Genomic DNA, 20,667 nt, shown 5'->3' on the forward strand with positions numbered 1-20,667 from the left:
TTTTGAGTTTATGAGTAAATACACTAGAAATAAATGGCGAGTAAAGCTTCATGAAATTATTTATGAAGCCGACACGCCCGAAGGCAAGCTGTTTGATGTAGTTTTGCTAATAACCATTCTCGCAAGTATTTTACTGGTTATGCTGGAGAGCGTTCAAAGTATTGATGAAAACTTCCATAATTTCCTCAATATTTCAGAATGGGTTATAACCATTTTATTTACCATCGAATATATCGCAAGAATATTAACCGTAAGACGCCCGATAAAGTACATATTCAGTTTTTATGGCATTGTGGATTTGCTTTCAACCATACCCAAATACATTTCATTAATTGTTGGAGGCGTTCACGCCCTTGCCGCATTGCGGGCTTTAAGGCTATTACGGGTATTTAGAATATTGAAACTGGCTCGGTATTTAGGCGCATCAAATAATTTGCTAAATGCTTTAAAAGCCAGTAGAGCAAAAATATCGGTATTCTTATTTGCTGTTATAATTGTTGCCATTATTTTGGGCACTATTATGTATTTGGTTGAAGGTGAAGAAAACGGGTTTTCTAACATTCCAAAAAGTGTTTATTGGTGTATAGTAACCCTAACAACGGTGGGCTTTGGAGACATTACCCCACAAACCCCACTTGGGCAATTTATTGCCTCTTTTGTTATGATTTTGGGTTATGGTATTATTGCGGTGCCAACAGGTATTGTATCGGCAGAATATACCAGCCAAAACAAATCTGTGAAAGAAAAAGAAAATCCACCCGAAAACAAAACCATGCCAGTTCAACTTAACTCACAATGTTGTGTAAATTGTTTAGCGGTTAAGCATCAAGACGATGCTAAATACTGCCATAAATGCGGTTGTAAATTACACCATGAGTAACTATTTAATTTCAATTGTTGGCCCAACGGCAATAGGCAAAACAGCACTTAGTATTAAACTCGCTCAGTATTTTAATACGGATATTATTTCGGCAGATTCGAGGCAGTTTTTTAAAGAAATGCAAATTGGTACGGCTGCACCTTCAACTGTGGAATTATCAGCTGCCAAACACCACTTTATTCATCATAAATCCATTCAGGATAATTATAGTGTTGGCGCTTTTGAAAGAGATGCACTTAAAAAATTAAAAACGCTTTTTGAAACCAAACAAGTCGTTATTATGGTTGGTGGTTCGGGCTTGTATGTTGATGCCGTTACAAAAGGATTGGATGAATTTCCGGAAATTGATAAAACAATCCGACAGGGTTTAAACAACGATTTGGAAACAAAAGGTTTAAAATATTTACAAAACCAATTAAAGGCACTTGATACCAAAGCATTCAACACCATTGCCATTGAAAATCCGCATCGCGTAATTCGCGCTTTAGAAATTTGTTTGGGCTCGGGCAAACCCTATTCATCCTTTTTAAACCAAGGAAAAAGCAAACGAAACTTTAAAACCATTACAGTTGGTCTCACTGCCGAAAGAGCTATTATTTACAACCGTATTAACCAACGCGTTGATATAATGATGGATAATGGTTTATTACATGAGGTAAAAACCTTGCTGCCTTATCAATCATTAAATGCCTTGAATACGGTTGGCTACAAAGAACTTTTTAATTACTTAAATGGTGAATGGACTTTGGATTTCACAATTTCCGAGATTAAAAAAAATACCCGCCGATTTGCAAAACGACAACTTACATGGTTTAAAAAAAATGAAACGACGTTGTGGTTTGATTTTGAAACGGATGTTAACAACATTATAAAACAATTGAACAAAGAGTTATTACCTGTTAAAAACTAAGGTAAACACAGTATATTTACCGGATTCAGAATTAACTAATAAATTGCCGTTATGCTTTTTTAGAATGTTTTTTGAAAGGCTTAAACCAATCCCAGATCCATTTTTCTTTGTCGTGTAAAAAGGTATAAAAACTTGATTGATTATCTGTTCCTCGATACCTTTTCCATTATCGTAAACCGTAATTAAAGTTTTATCGGTTTTAACCTCACAACTTAATTTTATTATTGGAATTTCAACACCGTTTAAAGCATGAATACTATTATTAATTAAATTGATTAACACCTGTTCAATCAACTTTGTGTCTGCAAAAATCGTCGCATTTGCAGGCATTGGCTGTACAGATAAATTAATATTTGCTTCGTCTGTCAATGGTTTCATTAATAATTGAATGCCGGCTAAAAAACTTTTCACATTAATTTTATGCAATTGAGGCACTGGAATGTTTGAAATTGTACGATAATCTTTTACAAATGCCAATAATCCATCCGAGCGCTTTTTAATAGTGGCGGCCGCCATATTAATATCCAAAATATCCTCTTTATCAAGCTTGCCTATATTTATAAGTTTTCCGTTTTCGTCTTCAGTAATAGATTTCATGGTAGAAGCTAAAGAGCTAACTGGCGTGAAAGAATTAAGCATTTCATGGGCTAAAATTCGAATTACATTATGCCATGCTTCAATTTCTTTTTGTTCAATTTCCGATCGAATGTCTTGAAATGTAATTATTAAATAATCTTCTTTAAGCAATTGTATTTCTACCACTTCTAATGATAACTGCTTTATTTCATCTTCGCCTCCAAAATCTACTAAAACCTTTCCGCCATTGGCAATTTTTTTAATTTCAGAAACCAACCAGGGCACTTGATTTGCCAACCGATGCCAGTATTTGTGTTTGGGTAATTTAAGTATGTTACTAGCCGCTTTATTCAGAAATAAGATTTCTTCACTTGATTGCTGTTGATGCAAATCTTCTTTTTTAATTGAAATAATCCCAAGATTTACATGCTCTAATATGTATTTGAAGTATTTGTACTGGGCTTCTTTTTCAATTTTATTCTGCTTGAAAATTTTAATTATCAAGTTAAAATCATCAAAAACCTTGGCAAACGAATCGCCTTTTTTTGAAGGTGAAAAATACACCGAATAGTCTTCGTTTTTTAAAGCATACAAAAACTTTACAAGCGAATAATTTGTATTGTTAACATACTTTATCAATAAAAAAACCTGTAAAACAATTAACAAACCTACACCGCATGTACTAAACCAAAAACTCTTAATTAAAAAAAACGAAAACAAAACACACAGTAATAAAATTACTAAAATGCGAATAACAACTTGAAGTGTAAATCGTTTAATCATACTAAAATATTACAAATTAAACTTTTCCAATCGTCTATAAAGTGCAGCTCTGGTTAACCCTAATTCTTTAGCGGCCTTGGATATATTCCCTTCATGTTTATGCATTGCTTTTTGCACGAGCAACTTTTCAATGTCTTGTAAATTCAAATTATCATAAACAGCGATATCAGTCATTTTATTTGTATCAATAGCACTCAAATTAAAATCTGAAGGTGTTATTACATCATCATCAGACATGATTACACCTCGCTCGATAGTGTGCTGAATTTCTCGAATATTTCCGGGCCATTTATGCGATTTAAGTGTATTTAGTGCTTCGTCAGTAATTGTTAAATGCGATTTATGATATTTTTCCTTAAACACTTTTAAATAATAACTAACAAATTCTGAAATATCTTCTGGTCTTTTTCGCAATGGTGGAATTTCAATCTCAACCGTATTTATTCTGAATAATAAATCCTGTCTAAATTTACCTTCTAAAACCCACTGATGTAGTGGTGCATTGGTAGCAAATAACAATCTTGCATTAAAGGGTCTTTCTATGCCTTCACCCAATCTCGATACTTTCTTATCCTGTAATACTGTTAATAATTTTGATTGTAAATTATAAGGGAGATTCCCTATTTCATCCAAAAAGAGAGTCCCGTTTTCTGCCATTTCAAAACGTCCGGGTTTATCTTCTAAGGCATCTGTAAATGCTCCTTTTTTATGCCCAAATAGCTCGCTTTCAAAAAGAGATTCGGATAAAGCCCCTAAATCTACATGAATAAATGAGCCTTCATTATTTGAAGATTGTCGGTGTATTTCTCTTGCCAAATGCTGTTTTCCTGTACCATTTTCGCCTAATATTAGAACATGGGCATCGGTATGGCTTACTTTTTCAACAACATCCAAAACTTTCATCATTGCTGAAGATTTGCCTATGATGGGCCCAAATTTTTTGGCATCATTTTTTAATAACGTTTTATTGGTATGCTTTAAAATTGACACTTTCTGATTGGATTTACTTAACTCTAAACCGGCATGAATGGTTGCCAAAAACTTTTCGTTGGTCCATGGTTTTAATATAAAATCGAATGCTCCATTTTTAATGGCATCAACAGCTAATTCAACTTCCCCATAAGCCGTCATTAAAACAACAACCATTTCCGGCTTAATACCCAGGATATGTTTTAGCCAATACATGCCCTCTTTTCCATCATTAAAACCTATTCTGTAATTCATATCCAACACAATGACATCGATGTGTTCTTTAGAAAGTATTTGATTGATTTCCTTAGGATTATTACGAATAATTATATTGGTATAATGTTTTTTCAACAATAATTTGGCAGAGAGCAATACATCTTCATCATCATCAATAATTAAAATAGTTGCTATATTTTTTGTCATTTTAAACTTTCAATAAGATTTTTACTAATGTACAAAATGTTCAATAACGAACAATTAAATGTTCGAAAATGAACACTTAAAGTGAAGTATAAAAAATTAACTAATTGATTATCAGTTATTTGCATTAAAAAAATATTTGGCATTAGGATTGAATATATCAATTCAAAATTCATCAATCAAAAAACGAATCTGTTATGAAAATTTTAAAAATCATAATTACTAACAACTTTAAAACCCAATAAATCATGATAGCCTTATTTATAGAAATCGTTGTATTAATAATAGACTTAGCATTTTCAATTCTGATTTAATTAATAAGTTATGAAACAAATTGGAATGGACAAAAGAGTCGAAAAAAAGAGATGGAATCATACAAAAAGGCTGTATATCGCAGGTATAGCTGTATTTTTAATTCTAGTCTTTTTCGGGTTTAAAGCCATTAATAAAAAAACGTATAAAGTAGATGCTTCAAAAATTTCTGTAAAAAAAGTTATCGAAGGTGATTTTCAAGATATGATTTTAATTGATGCCGATGTAGAGCCCATTAATTTGGTTTTGGTAAACACTTTGGAAGGTGGCACTGTAGAGGAAATATTTATTGAAGATGGTATTGCAGTTGATAAAGGAACACCTTTATTGCGCTTAAGCAATCCTTCGGTTACGCTTGGTTACATGAATCAGGAAACGGCTATTGTAGAGCAAATAAACAATCTTAGAAATTTAAAATTATCACTTGAAAAAGATCAACGTGTTTTAACAGAATCGCTTATTGATAGCGAAAATAATTTAGCAGATATTGAGCGCAATTACAAAGTAGATTCTATTTTGTATCAAAAAGACATTGTTGCAAAAAATGATTTTATCGATAGAAAAGAATCGTATAAATATTTAAAAAACAAACGCAATTTGGTGGCCAGTAATGTTAAAAAAAGCAGAGCGGATAATAAAGTTCAAATTCAGCAAATTAATAAATCTATTGCGATGATGCAACGCAATTTAGAAATGATACACGACAATATTGATAAAATGCTGGTTCGCGCACCGGTGTCTGGTATGTTATCATCATTCGACCCGGTAATTGGCGAATCTTATGGAAGGAACCAAACGGTTGCAAAAATAGATGTTCAGTCCGGATTTAAAGTAAAAGGGCAAGTAGACGAGTACTACTTGAGCACTGTAAAACCGGGGCAATTAGCGCGTTTTTCGTTTGATGGCGAACTAATAGATTTGAAAGTAAAAAAAGTGCTTCCCGAAGTTGCGAACAGACGTTTTGAAATTGAATTGATTTTTGTAAATACGCCACCAAAAGCTATTACTATTGGGCAATCACTTCAAGTAAGATTGGAATTATCCAAAGCACAAAAATCCATTATGATTCCTAGAGGAAGTTATTTTCAATCTTCTGGCGGACAATATGTTTATGTGCTTAATGGCAAAGGAGGAGCCACAAAACGCTATATAAAATTAGGCAGCCAAAACCCAAGTTATTATCAAGTATTGGAAGGACTAAGTGTAGGTGATGAATTTATTTCATCATCTTATGACGACTTCAAAAATTATGAATCAATCAAAATCAATTAAATCAAAAATCATGATCAAACTAAATCAATTAACCAAAGTTTACCGAACGGACGAAATAGAATCTACGGCATTAAATGAAGTCTCATTCGAAATAAAAAAGGGCGAATTTGTTTCCGTTATGGGGCCATCGGGTTGTGGCAAGTCAACGCTTTTAAATATTTTAGGATTACTTGATAAGCCAGAAAGCGGCAGTTACAAATTTTTAGGCGAAGAAGTTTCTCATTTGAACGAAAAAGGACGTTCAAATATTCGTAAAAAAAATATTGGTTTCATCTTTCAAAACTTTAATCTAATCGATGAATTAACCGTTTTTGAAAACATAGAGCTTCCTTTACTTTATAATAAAGTACCAGCATCAGAGCGCAAACAAAGAGTAAATGCGTTGATAGAAAAAATCGGGATTTCGCACAGAGCATCACATTTTCCACAACAATTATCTGGCGGTCAGCAACAACGTGTTGCCGTTGCCAGGGCTTTAATTACAAAACCGCCATTAATTTTAGCCGATGAGCCAACAGGAAATCTAGACAGTTCGCACGGTAACGAAGTTATGGAGTTATTATGCGAATTGCACGAAGCCGGAACAACCATAGTAATGGTAACACACTCGCCTCATGATGCTAGTTATTCCGAGCGCATAATCAATTTACTCGATGGGCAGATTGTATCTGAAAATAAAAGCAAGCTCACACAGGCTGTTATATAATTTTAAAATAAAAAATCATGCTTAAAAATTATATAAAAGTTGCTTTTAGAAGCTTAAATAAAAATAGAATTTATGCCCTAATTAACATTCTTGGGTTAGCATTGGGGCTTACGGTAACTATTCTTGTGTTCTTATTTATTAAAGACGAAACAAGTTATGAAAAACATTGGAATGGCTACGAGCGCATTTACCGCACAGGCATAAAAGCCGATTTGATGGGTCAAAAAATGGACGCTCCGGTATCTCCAAGCCCGATGGCAAATGCCTTAAGAACTGAATTTACAGATGTAGAAAATGCCACAAGGATACATACCATAAATCAAGAAATTTTAATGCGCCATGAGCAAACTAAGGTATACATTCAAAATGGCGTTGAAGCCGATAGTACCTTTTTTAAGGTTTTTAATTATGAATTTGTTCATGGTAGTCCGGACACAGCTCTTAAAGAAGAAAATGCTATTGTATTAACAGAAGAAAGTGCTCGTAAATTATTTGGTGACAAAAACCCTTTGGGTGAAGTAGTTAATTACGACAATAGAAGGAATTTTATTGTTAGAGGTATTGTTAAAGAACCTCAAGGGCATGCCCATTTTCAATTTAATATGTTTATGGCTCAAAATACCATCCGCAATGTTTGGATGAGTAATAATAACTATACTTATGTAAAACTTAAGGAAGGTGCAAATTTTAATGCGTTTCAAACCGAAATGAGGCGTAACTTTATGAAGAAAATAGAGCCCGATGTTGAGCAATTTATGAAAATTACCGTAGAGGAATTTATGGCCCAAGGCAATGCTTTTGAATATCAATTGATGCCTTTAAAAGACATTCATCTATACTCCCAAAAAGATTGGGAAATTCAACAAAACGGTAATATTATTTACATTTATGTTTTTATTGGCATTGCTTTATTGGTCATTCTAATTGCCGGAATAAACTTTATGAACTTGTCTACTGCCAGATCTGGTAAACGAGCCAAAGAAGTTGGCGTGAGAAAGGTAACGGGTGCATCAAGAAAAATGTTAATTATTCAGTTTTTAACAGAGTCCGTTATCCAAAGTTTTATAGCACTATTTTTAGCCTTTATTTTGGTTGAGTTATTTCTTCCGGGTTTTAACAATATTATGGAAACCAATCTTACACTCTTTAATGAATATATTGGTAAAACCATTTTATTTGCACTTTTAGTAACTTTAATTTATGGTTTATTTGCAGGAAGTTATCCAGCATTCTTCTTATCGGCATTTCAACCCATTGCCGTATTAAAAGGCGATCTTACAAAAACCAAAGGTGGTGCACTATTAAGAAAAGTGCTTGTAATTACTCAATTTACAGCATCCACTATTTTAATTATTGGGATGATAATTATATTCAAACAAATTTCATTTTTACATAATAAGGACATTGGTTTTAAAGGCGATCAAGTCATAGTTGTTCCAATTCAAACTGATGCTATGACTGAAAACTTTAGAAACTATAAAGATATCTTTCTAAAGAACAGTAATGTTCTAAGCGTTACAAGAGCATCATATTATCCCGGAGACACACCTAATCAAAATCAATTTGCTTTAGAAGGTAGTGAAGAACAATTACCGTTGTGGAATATGGAAGTTGACTATGATTATTTTAAAACGTTAGGTGTAGAATTATTAGAAGGACGAAAATTTGATAGAGAAAAAGAATCTGATTCTGTGCCATACTACATCTTAAATGAAACCGCCGTTAAAAGTTTTAATATTGAAAATGCCGTGGGACGTCGTATCGGGAATATGAATTTGGACGGAACAGCTGAATACGGAAATGTTATTGGCATTGTTAAAGATTTTCATATTGAAGGGTTTAACCAACCTATTCGCCCAATGGTATTGGCTATTACAAATAATGTATGGTTTGCGTCTTTTAAAATCGCAAAAAATGATATGAATGCCACCATAAATTATATTGAAAATGAGTGGAACAAATTAGAACCTTCGCATCCCTTTAGGTATACTTTTTTAGATCAAAAATTTGGTGCATTATTAAGACAACAAGAGAATTTTGGAACCATGTTTTTGTTTTTAACTATTCTAGCCATAATAATTTCGGCAATGGGTTTATATGGCTTAGCATCTTATACTGCCGAACAACGCACCAAAGAAATTGGCATTCGTAAAGTTTTAGGGGCTTCGGTGCCGCAGATTATGCAAATGCTTACCAAAGATTTTATAAAACTTGTTCTTATTGCTAATATTTTCGCATGGCCTATTACCTATTTGCTAGCAAAAAATTGGTTAACAAACTTCTCATATCAAATTGATATGCCGTTACTACCCTACTTTTTTGCAACATTTTTAGCATTAATTATAGCCTTAATTACCGTAAGCTCTCAAGCTTATTTAGCTGCAAATTCAGATCCCGTAAATGCCATAAAATATGAATAGCATTTATTAATCAACCAAAACAAAAAAGCACTTGAGAATTTTCATGTGCTTTTTTAATTTAAAATTATATCCTTTTTAAAACAATGTTATTTGCCCTTCATCATCTGTGTCCGATTCATGGGATTTATCGCTTGATTTTGATGTATTACTTGTTTTTTTATCTTCCGAACTATTTGCGGAAACTTCCATTTCATCCACAACTTCAATCTCATCGGCATGCTTTTCTTTTGGTGCTTCAAAAGGAATAGGATCCAACAAATTAATTTGATTGACCTTGTCTTTTGTCAATTGATTACCCAAAGCATTTATCCCCTTAACCGCAATAAACTCTTCAAGGTTAATTTCCACATTTTCTTTTCTGTCTTTTCCGCGCTCTTTGGCAAATACAATTTCAGCCATAGGCTTCCAATCGGTAGAAACTATTTCCAACTGCGAATTGGGGTGCTCAGAAATAAACGATTCTTCTTTGCCTTCATTTTCAATTAAAAAGCGCTTTACATAATACAATTCTTTTTCACCATTAAAATAAATGGCCGATATGGGCTTTTTAGGCACCCATTTTTCCATAACAATCATATCATCATCAAAATGCATGGTAACTTCCGGCGTTACCGTTTTTACCATTCCCGATTGATTGATGACTAATAACTTGTCTTCGCCTCTAAACTCGCCCACTAATTCGCCTCTTCCATCAACATTTAAGCGTTGTACGGCATCATCAAACCAAATTTTGCGAGGTTTTAAGGTTGATACACCTTTCTCTTTCAACTCCACCCGCTTCACGGAATATTTAGTTACCAAATTCCCTTTTGATGTGCGCCCTTTTATAAGAATATCTGCAAAATCGATATCCCATTTTAGTTTTTTTATACTGCCCGCTTGTCGCAAATTAACGGTAACCACTTCGGCTTCGCCATTAGGATTTGCCGAAAAATAGTAAAGCATGGACCCTTTGTTTCCGTTGGTTAAATCGTACTCTTTATCGCGTGTAATACTGGTTACGGCAAATCGTTTTATGTATGATGGTCCACCTTTTCCATCGCGATAAATCATATTATAAATGGTGCGCTTGTCCTTCTTTTTAAACACCGCCACATGAATGATGTCTTTACCAATAAAGGTTTTAGTGTCCACTTTGGTAACCATCATTTTGCCTTCTTTGGTAAACACAATAATATCGTCGATATCGCTGCAATCGCCAACATATTCGTTTTTGCGCAACGAGGTTCCAATAAAACCTTCTTCCCTATTTACATAAAGTTTGGTGTTTCGAATAACCACTTTGGTAGCATCGACATCATCAAACGTTCTGATTTCGGTTTTGCGCTCGCGCCCTTCGCCGTAATCTTTTTTAAGTCGCTTAAAATAAGTTATAGCGTAATCAATTAGATTTGCCAAATGATGTTTTATCTGCGCTATTTGATCTTCTAAAGCATCAATTTTTTGCTGCGCTTTATCGATATCGAATTTTGAAATACGCTTGATTCGTATTTCGGTTAAACGCACAATATCGTCTTCAGTAATGGCACGTTTTAAATGTTTTATATGAGGTTGAAGGCCTTTATCGATAGCAGAAATAACACCTTCCCATGTTTCTTCTTCTTCAATATCGCGGTAAATCCTGTTTTCGATAAAAATACGTTCTAACGATGCGAAATGCCATTGCTCTTCAAACTCGTTTAATTTGATTTCCAATTCTTGCTTTAAAAGCTGAACGGTATTATCGGTCGAGCGACGCAACATTTCCGTAACGCCTACAAACAAAGGTTTATTATCTTCAATAACACAACCCAATGGCGAAATTGACGACTCGCAGCTGGTAAACGCATATAGGGCATCAATGGTTTTATCTGGCGATAATCCTGACGGAAGATGGATTAATATTTCCACTTCGGCAGCGGTGTTATCTTCAATCTTTTTAACCTTGATTTTACCTTTATCGTTGGCTTTTAAAATGGAATCTATCAACGTTGATGTGGTAGTACCAAAAGGAATTTCGGTAATGGCCAAAGTATTTTTATCTACTTGCGATATTTTTGCACGAACACGCACCTTGCCTCCGCGCAAACCATCGTTATAATTTGAAAAATCGGCAATTCCAGCCGTTGGAAAATCTGGTAAAATAGTAAATCGCTTGCCTTGTAAATGTTTTATGGAAGCTTCAATAAGCTCGATAAAATTATGTGGTAATATTTTAGTGGATAAACCTACCGCAATACCTTCGCCACCCTGTGCCAACAACAACGGAAACATAACCGGAAGGTTTACGGGCTCTTTTCGTCTGCCATCATAACTGGCCTGCCATTCGGTGATTTTAGGGTTGAAAACAACATCGAGACCAAACTTTGAGATACGCGCTTCAATATAACGCGATGCCGCTGCCCTATCGCCCGTGAGAATGTTTCCCCAGTTTCCTTGGGTATCAATTAACAAATCTTTTTGACCGATTTGCACCATGGCATCCGCAATACTGGCATCACCGTGTGGGTGGTATTGCATGGTATGACCAACTATGTTTGCCACTTTATTGTAGCGCCCGTCATCCAAATCTTTCATGGAATGCATAATACGGCGCTGCACGGGTTTAAAACCGTCTTCAATAGCAGGTACGGCTCGTTCTAATATGACATACGAGGCATAATCTAAAAACCAATCTTTGTACATACCCGTAATTCGGGTAATGGTTTCTTGGGGGGCATCGTTTTGTTCTTTATTTATGTTGTTTAAATCGTCGTTTTCTTCTTCTATCATGCTGTGTTAGGCTTTCTCTTCTTCAATTAAATCCAATTCTACTTTCAAATTATCAATAATAAACTCTTGTCGATCCGGTGTGTTTTTACCCATGTAGAAAGACAACAAATCTTCAATAGACATATTATCGTCCAACATAATGGGGTCTAAACGAATATCATCGCCAATAAAATGCTTAAACTCATCGGGCGATATTTCACCCAATCCTTTAAATCGTGTGATTTCCGGTTTTGGTTTTAATTTTTCAATGGCATCTCTTCGTTCTTCTTCAGAATAGCAGTAAATGGTTTCCTTTTTATTGCGCACCCTAAATAACGGGGTTTGCAAAATATACAAATGCCCTTCTTTGATGACTTCAGGGAAAAACTGAAGAAAGAATGTTATAAGCAACAGCCGGATGTGCATCCCATCAACATCGGCATCTGTGGCGATTACCACATTATTATAGCGTAAATCTTCCAAAGATTCTTCAATGTTTAAAGCAGCTTGAAGCAGATTGAATTCTTCGTTTTCGTAAACTATTTTTTTGCTTAATCCGTAGCAGTTTAAGGGTTTACCTTTTAAACTGAAAACGGCTTGTGTATTCACATCGCGCGATTTTGTAATACTTCCCGAAGCGGAATCGCCCTCGGTTATAAACAAAGTGGTTTCAAGGTTTCTTTCGTTTTTGGTATCTCCAAAGTGCACACGGCAATCGCGCAATTTTTTATTGTGAAGACTTGCTTTTTTTGCTCTGTCTTTGGCTAATTTTCTAATACCCGATAATTCCTTGCGCTCGCGTTCGGCCTGTAAAATTTTACGCTGTATTTTCTCAGCCGTATCCGGGTTTTTATGTAAAAAATTATCTAAATGCGTTTTTACAAAATCGTTGATGTACGTACGCACCGTTGGTAAATCGCCACCCATATCGGTAGAACCCAATTTGGTTTTGGTCTGACTCTCGAAAACAGGTTCCATAACTTTTATGGCAATGGCACTTACTACCGATTTCCTAATGTCGGAGGCATCAAAATTTTTGCCATAATACTCACGAATGGTTTTAACTACAGCTTCTCTAAAGGCATTTAAATGGGTACCGCCCTGGGTGGTGTTTTGTCCGTTTACAAAACTGTGGTACTCTTCGCTATATTGTGTTTTACTGTGTGTTAAAGCAATTTCGATATCATCGCCACGTAAATGGATAATGGGATATAACCTATCGGATTCATTAATATTTTCACTTAACAAATCCTTTAAACCGTTTTCGCTAAAATATTTTTCGCCATTAAAAACTATGGTTAAACCGGGGTTTAAATACACATAGTTTTTCAACATTTTAATGATATACTCGTTTCTGTATTTATAATTTTTAAAGATGGCTTCATCTGGAACGAACGATACTTTTGTACCTTTTCTGCGCGACGTATCTTCCAATAAATCCTTGGTCACCAAATTTCCCTGCTCAAATTCCGCGGAAGCGCTTTTACTATCGCGCGTAGATTCTACTCTAAAAAACGACGACAGCGCATTTACGGCTTTGGTACCAACACCATTTAAACCTACCGATTTTTTAAAGGCCTTGGAGTCGTATTTACCGCCGGTATTCATTTTTGAAACCACATCGACCACTTTACCCAACGGGATGCCCCGCCCGTAATCGCGCACCGTTACCTTGGTGCCCTGAATGGAAATTTCGATGGTTTTGCCCGCGCCCATAACATACTCGTCAATGGAGTTGTCGAGCACTTCTTTTAAAAGGATGTAAATGCCATCGTCTGGCGACGAGCCATCACCCAATTTGCCAATATACATACCTGGGCGCATACGGATATGTTCTTTCCAGTCTAGTGAACGTATATTGTCTTCGGTATAATTGGATTGTACAGCCATAAAATAGAGCAAAATTTAATGATAGGACGCTAATATAACACAACCAATTATAATATAAAACAGCGATATCACAAAGTAATTAACAATAAAAAATTGTTTTTGTTGAGAACGTTGAACTACAGATTGTTTCCTTTTTTTAAAGACACCAATAAGATGCCAATAATTACCAATAAAGCGCCAAATAGCTGAAGCAATGATAAAGTTTCATTTAAAAAAATAGCAGCTAAAACTATGGTTGAAATCGGTCCCACTCCGGCAACAATTGTAAAGTTTGAAGAGCTGATCATTTTTATGGAATCCGACACTAAAAACGACGGAATCACGGTAGCGAAAACCACAATTAAAAACCCTCAAAAACACCTAACCCAAATAAGGCGAAATCGTATTTTACCGGGTCGTTTGCATCCAATTTTCGCAATGCCAAATCGAGTTCCAAAAGTGCTTTGGCATCATTTTGTTTGCGTTTTAAAAGGCCTAATTTTCGAGCTACATTTCCGGAATGCACATCTAAAGGACAAGATAACTGACTAGGCAACAAGCTTTTCCAAATACCAAAATCTACACCGGTGTTGTCGTTGCGCACCATCCACCTTAAAAACATATTAATGCGTTTTGCGGCGGAATTTTTAAGCGGGTCGCTCACATGTTTTTGGGTACGCTGCAAATGTTCAATTTCAAAAAAAACAGACTTAAAATTTGAAATGGATTTTTGAAGCGAATCGGTTTCGGCATGTTTTGAGAACAAAGACTCCAAACCCGAGTGATTTAAATAAACGTGATTAAGACTCTTTATAAAATGAATACAATCATTTCCATTAAAGGTTCGGTGTACAAAAGGTTGAAGTTTTTCCAAATCGGTTTCTCGGTGATTTAAAACAAAATCGTAAGGCGCATTATCCAATAATTCCATCAAACGCTTGGCATTGTTAATTATGCTTTTACGGTTTCCCCAAGCAATGGTCGCCGTTAAAAAACCGGCAATTTCAATATCTTCTTTTTTATGGAATTGATGTGGAATTTGAATGGGGTCGCTTTCAATAAACTGTGGGTTATTGTACTGAATAACTTTAGCGTCTAAAAATTCTTTGAGTTCTGCTTTTTTCAAGAAGTAAATTTTGAGGGTAAAAGTAAGTAATCTACTTAAGTTTAGTCATAAAATAAATAGTGAGTTATTGAAATTATAAGTTAAAAAAACTAACTTCGCTAAACGATTTATATAAATTATTGAAACATATCCAAATCGCTGAGCGACAGTAAAAGAACAACATGGAAACATTAAAAGATTTTTTAGACCTTGAGCTTATCCGTATAGGAAAAAACAGTATAGAGGTGTTTACATTAGTGACCGTTTTAATGATTTTTCTGGTTTCCAAACTCATCATTTTGGTCATCAAAAAAGCGCTTTTTCGCAAACGTCAATTTAAAAAACTCACCAAAGGGAGTGCTTATGCCCTACTTCAAATTATTAGATATTTTATATGGATAATTGCAATCGGGCTTATTCTGGAAACCGTTGGTGTTAAGGTTACCGTATTACTGGCCGGTTCTGCGGCTTTACTAGTTGGTATTGGCTTAGGTTTGCAGCAAACATTCAACGATATTATATCCGGAATAATTTTACTTTCCGAACAATCTATAAAAATAGATGACGTTTTGGACATTGATGGCGATATCGTTAAGATACAAAGTATTGGTTTGCGAACATCCAAAGCACTAAATACCGACCACGTCTCTATAATTATTCCAAATTCATTAATCACAACCAATAAGGTTATAAACTGGAGCCATCAAACCATGAAAACGCGCTTTAGAATTGATGTTGGTGTTGCTTATGGAAGTGATATTGATTTGGTTATAAAAATTATGGAAGAAAGTGCTTTTGAACATCCCGATATACCTGACCGTGAAACAACAGAAGCGCGATTGGTGAATTTTGGCAGTTCATCATTGGATTTTCAAGTTTTGTTTTTCAGTCAAAATATATTTCGGATAAGTAAAGTGAAAAGCGATATACGCAGAACTATTAGTCGGAAATTTGCCAAAAACAATATCTCTATACCTTTTCCTCAAATGGATTTACACGTAATATCAAATGCTAACGAATCCAAAAAAAAGGATGAAGAATAACACCAAATAATCTGGTTTTGTTTTAATGGTTTGTTTGCTAAAAAGCTTCAAATAATCGAAAGATATTTTAGCAATTATAATTTATAGCTACTGAATAATTTCCACTGTTTATAATTTAACCGAGCATTTTCTTTAAAATAATTTGAAGTTAAAAACTTACAATATTTAAAAAAATATCGATGAAATACAAAAATTAACTTTAAATTACAAAATTTATAGACCAGTTGTACTAAAATTTTAATTTAAAACGTTAATTAGCAAATAAAATAAATATATATGAGAAAAATTTTAGCCCCAATTCTTGTACTGCTTTTTATGAGCTGTCAAGATGATGAATTAAAACCAATTGATGCCTCCGCATCTGCTATTGAAGTTTTAACCGAGTATGCCATTGTAAACAAAGTTTTTCAGGATGTAGGCAATAACAGTGGCGATGCTGTTTTAAGTTCGGAAAGTTCGACCACTTCCAAATCGAGTAAAACCAAAAATGGCGACAGCCCGATAATTACTGTTGAACCATTAGATTTTACTACATTTCCTAAAACCATTACGATTGACTATCAATCGGGCGTATTGTGTAAAGATGGCATTACACGTAAAGGTAAAGCCATTATTGTTTCAACCGATTGGTACGGCAAACCAGATAGTGAGCACACTACAACCTTTGCAGATTATTACCATGAAGGCTTTAAGGTTGAAGGCACGCACCACGTTAAAAATTTAGGTAAAAATCAAGATGATCATTTAGAATACAGTGTGACCATCGAAAATGGAAAAATCACTGCAGAAAATGGTGCATCTGTAAATTACATCGAAAATTCTACCAGAACTTGGGTAGCAGGTTCAGATACACCCTTTAATATTTGGGACGATGAATATATGCTAGATGGCACACAATCTGGAACAAGCTCCAAAGGCATTCCGTATGCACTGACTGTTGAAGAATCCTTGCATTTTGTGCTGTTGCCAAGAAGTATAAAATCTGGTATTCTTGATATTGATGTGGCCGAAATAAATGATATTAAATTGAATTATACCAATTCAACCATAACCATTTTGGGCCAAACATATCCTTTAGGAAATTAATTATTAAAACACATAAGTAAGCAAAAGGGCTCATAAACATTTATGAGCCCTTTTTTATTGCTTAAATTATCTAAGTTTAGTTGTTGATTATTTTCCCGTCAACCATCGTGAGTTTTCTATCGGCGAGATTTGCCAGTTCTTCATTGTGTGTAACAATTACAAAGGTTTGCCCAAACTCTTCGCGGAGTTTAAAAAACAGGCTGTGTAAGGTTTCGGCCGATTCGCTGTCCAGGTTTCCAGAAGGCTCGTCGGCAAAAATTAAATCGGGGTTATTTATTAAAGCTCTAGCCACGGCAACTCGTTGTTGCTCACCACCTGACAATTCGTTTGGTTTATGGTCGTGACGATGCGATAAGCCTAAAAAATCCAATAGTTCTTTGGCGCGTTTTTCAGCTTCTGTTTTTTTGGTGCCTTTTATAAATGCCGGTAAGCACACGTTTTCCAAAGCTGTAAACTCAGGTAATAATTGATGAAACTGAAAGATAAATCCAATATGCTCGTTCCTAAACTTTGCCAAGGCTTTATCGTTTAGCGTATTGATATCGGTATTGTTAATGGTGATATTGAAATCTTCTTTTTCCGAAGCGCGATCTAAGGTGCCCAACAGTTGCAACAAGGTGGTTTTTCCTGCTCCAGAAGCACCGACAATAGAGACGATTTCGCCTTTTTTCACATGAATATCAACACCTTTAAGGACGTGTAAATCGTTGTAATATTTATGAACGTTATGTGCTTTAATCATACAAAATAATTAGGGCAATGAAAGTAATACTTTATAGATTTATAAGCAACGATTAGCTGTTACTTTTCTTTTTAAAAACATTTTTAAGATTTGAATAATCGATAAAGTATTGAAGTTTTAATGAAAACACATGTTGTATAGGTTGATCGAATAAGGTGTTTAAACTATTAAAATAATTGTCTTTTGAGGCCGAGTCTGAATTGAATAACGAGTTTCGGTACAACGCGGTAAGTTGGCTACCCGGAGCAAATTGCCACGAGTAACGCAAATCTAAATTCCAAGTATTGAAATTAATATTCGGGCTTTCAGCTATGCTATCTACATTATAGCCGTTATTTGCTGAAAGTGTGCCGTCGTTTTCAAGAATAAACAGTTGGTAGTCATAATTTACGGTGCTCCAAAAGTTTCTAAAAGTTAGACTTATGGCGTGTAGCGGATTAAAATTATAGGCTCCTGAAAGACCGTTTTCAACCGAAACCACATCGCGTTCGCCAAAAACAATATCATCATTTATATTATCAACAAAACCGCGACTTCCTTTGTTGTTTTGGTATTCAAATTCATAAGACACCCTAAACTTATCATTAAATCTTATGGTGGGTTCCACTTCAAATTCATAGCCAAACAAATCTCTTTCTTTGTCAAACATGGTAAACGACCCTAAATTGGCTTCAACTGAAAATGTTTTATTGGCATTGGTTTCAAACCAAATACCGGCCGATCCGAAGTTTTTGTAGATAAAAAAGCGTTTGTTTTCAAAATCGCGAGGTTCAAAGTAGTCGTATTGTTTTCCCAAATCAAAATTTACCCGGGCCCCAAACCACATCAATTTTTTGGTTTGTGCATTAACACGCATTCCAAGGTTTGCCCCAGTAAAAGTACTCGGGTTGTACAACCGGCGGTAATTTACCCAAGTGTTAAACCTAAAATCATTCAACTTTTCAGTAGGTTCAAAAATTTGATAGGAAGCATCGAAGCCAAAATTGTTATAGTTGTTTCGGTTATTTAATCCCAAATCGTTGATATCGTATTCCTCATCTGCAAAACTATGGTCGAAACTATAGCGGTACTTACCATGTGTTTTTCCCACCATAAAGAATGAACTTAAACCTGTACTCACGCCATCAGACAAATTCACATTGCTCATTTTTACTTGACCACGAATATTATAGGTGTTTCTTTTATTTGAAATATCGGCTAAAAACCCCGTAACATTGGCGTCTCTAAAACCACCATCTCTTGTTACATTGGTGTTTATAAGACTTACTGAAGAATTGCCATTAAACTGTTGGTCGAGCACCAAAATGTTGTAATTGGCAAGCGGTTCGGTAACTCTATTCCTGTATGAAATAACACTATCTGTTATGGCTTGTGTGTTTTGATCTCTAATGTATTCGGTGGTTTTTATTTTAGCCTGAGTTTTTTCAGTTACGGCATTAAAAAAACCAACACCCAATCCTTTTTTTGTACGTCCCGAAACCTTAACGGCATTTAATGTTTTAACAATGTCTGGGTTATCGATAATTTCCTCGTTAATATTGCTATTGTTAATCAGTTCGTCCTCAACACGATCTTGTTCCACAGGCGCATTACCAATACGCCTTGAAAAAAACAAATCGCCTTTGTTGAACAAATCGACACCTTCTTTAAAAAACTGGCGTTGTTCGCTAAATGTTTGCTCAAACGGGCCAAGGTTCAATCTTACGTTATCAAAAGCTGCCTGACTAAAATCGGGTATTAAAGTGGCATCTAAAGTAAAGTTTTCGGTGATGCCGTATTTTACATCCAACCCAACGTTAAAATCGGTTTCGCGTTCGCCATCAAAAGATGTTGATATGCCCGACACAAACGGATAAAAGCTCAAACGCGTTGGTGGTTTAATGTTTTTAATGCCGGTTAATTCGCCGTGATATAAACCAACATTTCCTTTGGTTCTGTCAATAGGATTCCAAGAATATTGCGAGTTATCAACTCTAAATCGTCTGTGAAACTGCACGCCCCAAGTTTGTACCTCATCGTTAGAAAACCGAAGGGCTCGGTACGGAATTTTCATTTCTACAATCCACCCGTCGTCAACAATTTTAACGGCACTATCCCAAACGGCATTCCATCCAAAATCCTCGCCGTTATCAATACTCGGCGAAGCCACAGCATCAGCCTGATTGCCTGAGCTAAACACAAAAAATTCGGTATCGTTTTGGGCATCGTTATTAGGGTTCAACACCACACCAAAAAAATCGGATTGCCCAAAATTATCGCGGGTCGAAAATTGTTTTTGAATATCCTCTGGATAATCTTTTAAATAGGCAGCAATATAAATCGCGTTGTCATCATAAGTTATCTTAACAACCGTTTTTTGATGCGCTTTCTCTGCTACACCCATTTCCGGTCTAAACTGAGTAAAGTCTTTGGCTTCGTTTGCCTGTTCCCATGCCGGGTCATTTAGCACACCATCAATTTTCGGCGGCTTATCAGTCCTTACAATATTTAAGGTTTTTTTATCCTGGGCAAAGGCAAAAAAAGAGAATAATAAAATAAAGCAGAGCGTTGTTGGTTGCCTCATTAAGGTTGATTTTTGTTGTTTTGGTTGATGGTTAAAAGACCATATTAATCAAAAATTGTTACACTTTTAACAAATGTACTTTTGTTAAAACCGTATTAATCTTAAGTAAACGTTAAAAAAACAAACTAATTGTTAATATTTTTTTGAAATTTTAATAAGAAGATAACGTCTAAGTTTTTTTGACTATTTTTATTCGAACAAGAATGTTTTGAAGCATGGTTTTGATGTTTCAGTAAAAATGTCATTCTCGCTTAAGCTATAAATTTTAATAAAAAACACAG

15 protein-coding genes are annotated in these 20,667 nt (G+C 35.0%); 7 read left to right on the forward strand and 8 right to left on the reverse strand.

Going from position 1 to position 20,667, the window contains the following annotated elements; genetic code table 11:
• The first annotated feature begins 10 nt into the window (after positions 1–10).
• Positions 11–880, forward strand: coding sequence for an ion transporter (locus tag ACN5J7_RS07555; protein WP_418603423.1), 870 nt, complete (start codon positions 11–13; stop codon positions 878–880).
• Entirely contained in the window at positions 834–1,790 is a 957-nt protein-coding gene (miaA, locus tag ACN5J7_RS07560) for a tRNA (adenosine(37)-N6)-dimethylallyltransferase MiaA (RefSeq protein WP_418603424.1), read from the forward strand. Before ACN5J7_RS07555 ends, miaA begins: the two co-directional genes overlap by 47 nt.
• Here miaA and ACN5J7_RS07565 read toward each other — a convergent pair.
• Both ACN5J7_RS07565 and ACN5J7_RS07570 read right to left on the reverse strand, forming a co-directional pair.
• A complete protein-coding gene (locus ACN5J7_RS07565; RefSeq protein ID WP_418603425.1) occupies positions 1,773–3,005 on the reverse strand; it encodes a sensor histidine kinase in 1,233 nt (410 codons plus the stop codon). The genes miaA and ACN5J7_RS07565 overlap by 18 nt on opposite strands.
• A gap of 153 nt (positions 3,006–3,158) precedes the next feature.
• Positions 3,159–4,541: a sigma-54-dependent transcriptional regulator gene (locus ACN5J7_RS07570; RefSeq protein ID WP_418603426.1), complete on the reverse strand. Its 1,383-nt coding sequence runs from the start codon at positions 4,539–4,541 to the stop codon at positions 3,159–3,161.
• A gap of 321 nt (positions 4,542–4,862) precedes the next feature.
• Here ACN5J7_RS07570 and ACN5J7_RS07575 point away from each other — a divergent pair, with 321 nt between their 5' ends.
• From ACN5J7_RS07575 to ACN5J7_RS07585, 3 genes are read left to right on the forward strand one after another with little or no spacing between them, the layout of a single operon-like run.
• Positions 4,863–6,122 carry an efflux RND transporter periplasmic adaptor subunit gene (locus tag ACN5J7_RS07575; protein WP_418603427.1) on the forward strand — a complete coding sequence of 420 codons (1,260 nt, stop codon included), beginning with the start codon at positions 4,863–4,865 and terminating at the stop codon, positions 6,120–6,122.
• Between the two features lie 10 nt (positions 6,123–6,132).
• Entirely contained in the window at positions 6,133–6,828 is a 696-nt protein-coding gene (locus tag ACN5J7_RS07580) for an ABC transporter ATP-binding protein (RefSeq protein ID WP_418603428.1), read from the forward strand.
• Between the two features lie 17 nt (positions 6,829–6,845).
• The gene (locus ACN5J7_RS07585; protein ID WP_418603429.1) at positions 6,846–9,248 is read left to right on the forward strand and encodes an ABC transporter permease; all 2,403 of its coding nucleotides are present in this window, start codon (positions 6,846–6,848) and stop codon (positions 9,246–9,248) included.
• Positions 9,249–9,323: 75 nt separating this feature from the next.
• Here the strand turns inward: ACN5J7_RS07585 and ACN5J7_RS07590 are convergent, their stop codons facing one another.
• The 4 genes from ACN5J7_RS07590 to ACN5J7_RS07605 form a co-directional block, all read right to left on the reverse strand.
• Positions 9,324–11,999: a DNA gyrase/topoisomerase IV subunit A gene (locus ACN5J7_RS07590; RefSeq protein WP_418603430.1), complete on the reverse strand. Its 2,676-nt coding sequence runs from the start codon at positions 11,997–11,999 to the stop codon at positions 9,324–9,326.
• A gap of 6 nt (positions 12,000–12,005) precedes the next feature.
• Entirely contained in the window at positions 12,006–13,868 is a 1,863-nt protein-coding gene (locus tag ACN5J7_RS07595) for a DNA topoisomerase IV subunit B (protein ID WP_311940017.1), read from the reverse strand.
• A 116-nt stretch (positions 13,869–13,984) separates the two neighbouring features.
• A complete protein-coding gene (locus ACN5J7_RS07600; protein WP_418603431.1) occupies positions 13,985–14,206 on the reverse strand; it encodes an EamA family transporter in 222 nt (73 codons plus the stop codon).
• Between the two features lie 2 nt (positions 14,207–14,208).
• Positions 14,209–14,973: a TIGR02757 family protein gene (locus tag ACN5J7_RS07605; protein ID WP_418603432.1), complete on the reverse strand. Its 765-nt coding sequence runs from the start codon at positions 14,971–14,973 to the stop codon at positions 14,209–14,211.
• Positions 14,974–15,134: 161 nt separating this feature from the next.
• On the opposite strand from ACN5J7_RS07605, the gene ACN5J7_RS07610 reads away from it, so the two are divergent.
• Positions 15,135–15,995, forward strand: a complete 861-nt coding sequence (locus ACN5J7_RS07610; protein WP_418603433.1) for a mechanosensitive ion channel family protein — start codon at positions 15,135–15,137, stop codon at positions 15,993–15,995.
• Between the two features lie 276 nt (positions 15,996–16,271).
• On the forward strand, positions 16,272–17,081 hold the full coding sequence (locus tag ACN5J7_RS07615; RefSeq protein ID WP_311940009.1) for a hypothetical protein: 810 nt from the start codon (positions 16,272–16,274) through the stop codon (positions 17,079–17,081).
• 76 nt (positions 17,082–17,157) lie between these two features.
• Here the strand turns inward: ACN5J7_RS07615 and ACN5J7_RS07620 are convergent, their stop codons facing one another.
• Together ACN5J7_RS07620 and ACN5J7_RS07625 are read right to left on the reverse strand one after the other, a co-directional pair.
• A complete protein-coding gene (locus tag ACN5J7_RS07620) occupies positions 17,158–17,823 on the reverse strand; it encodes an ABC transporter ATP-binding protein (protein ID WP_418603434.1) in 666 nt (221 codons plus the stop codon).
• A gap of 52 nt (positions 17,824–17,875) precedes the next feature.
• Entirely contained in the window at positions 17,876–20,386 is a 2,511-nt protein-coding gene (locus ACN5J7_RS07625; RefSeq protein WP_418603435.1) for a DUF5916 domain-containing protein, read from the reverse strand.
• Positions 20,387–20,667: the final 281 nt, after the last annotated feature.

It is taken from the genome of Hwangdonia sp., assembly GCF_048381975.1.
Taxonomy (GTDB): Bacteria; Bacteroidota; Bacteroidia; order Flavobacteriales; family Flavobacteriaceae; genus Hwangdonia; species Hwangdonia seohaensis.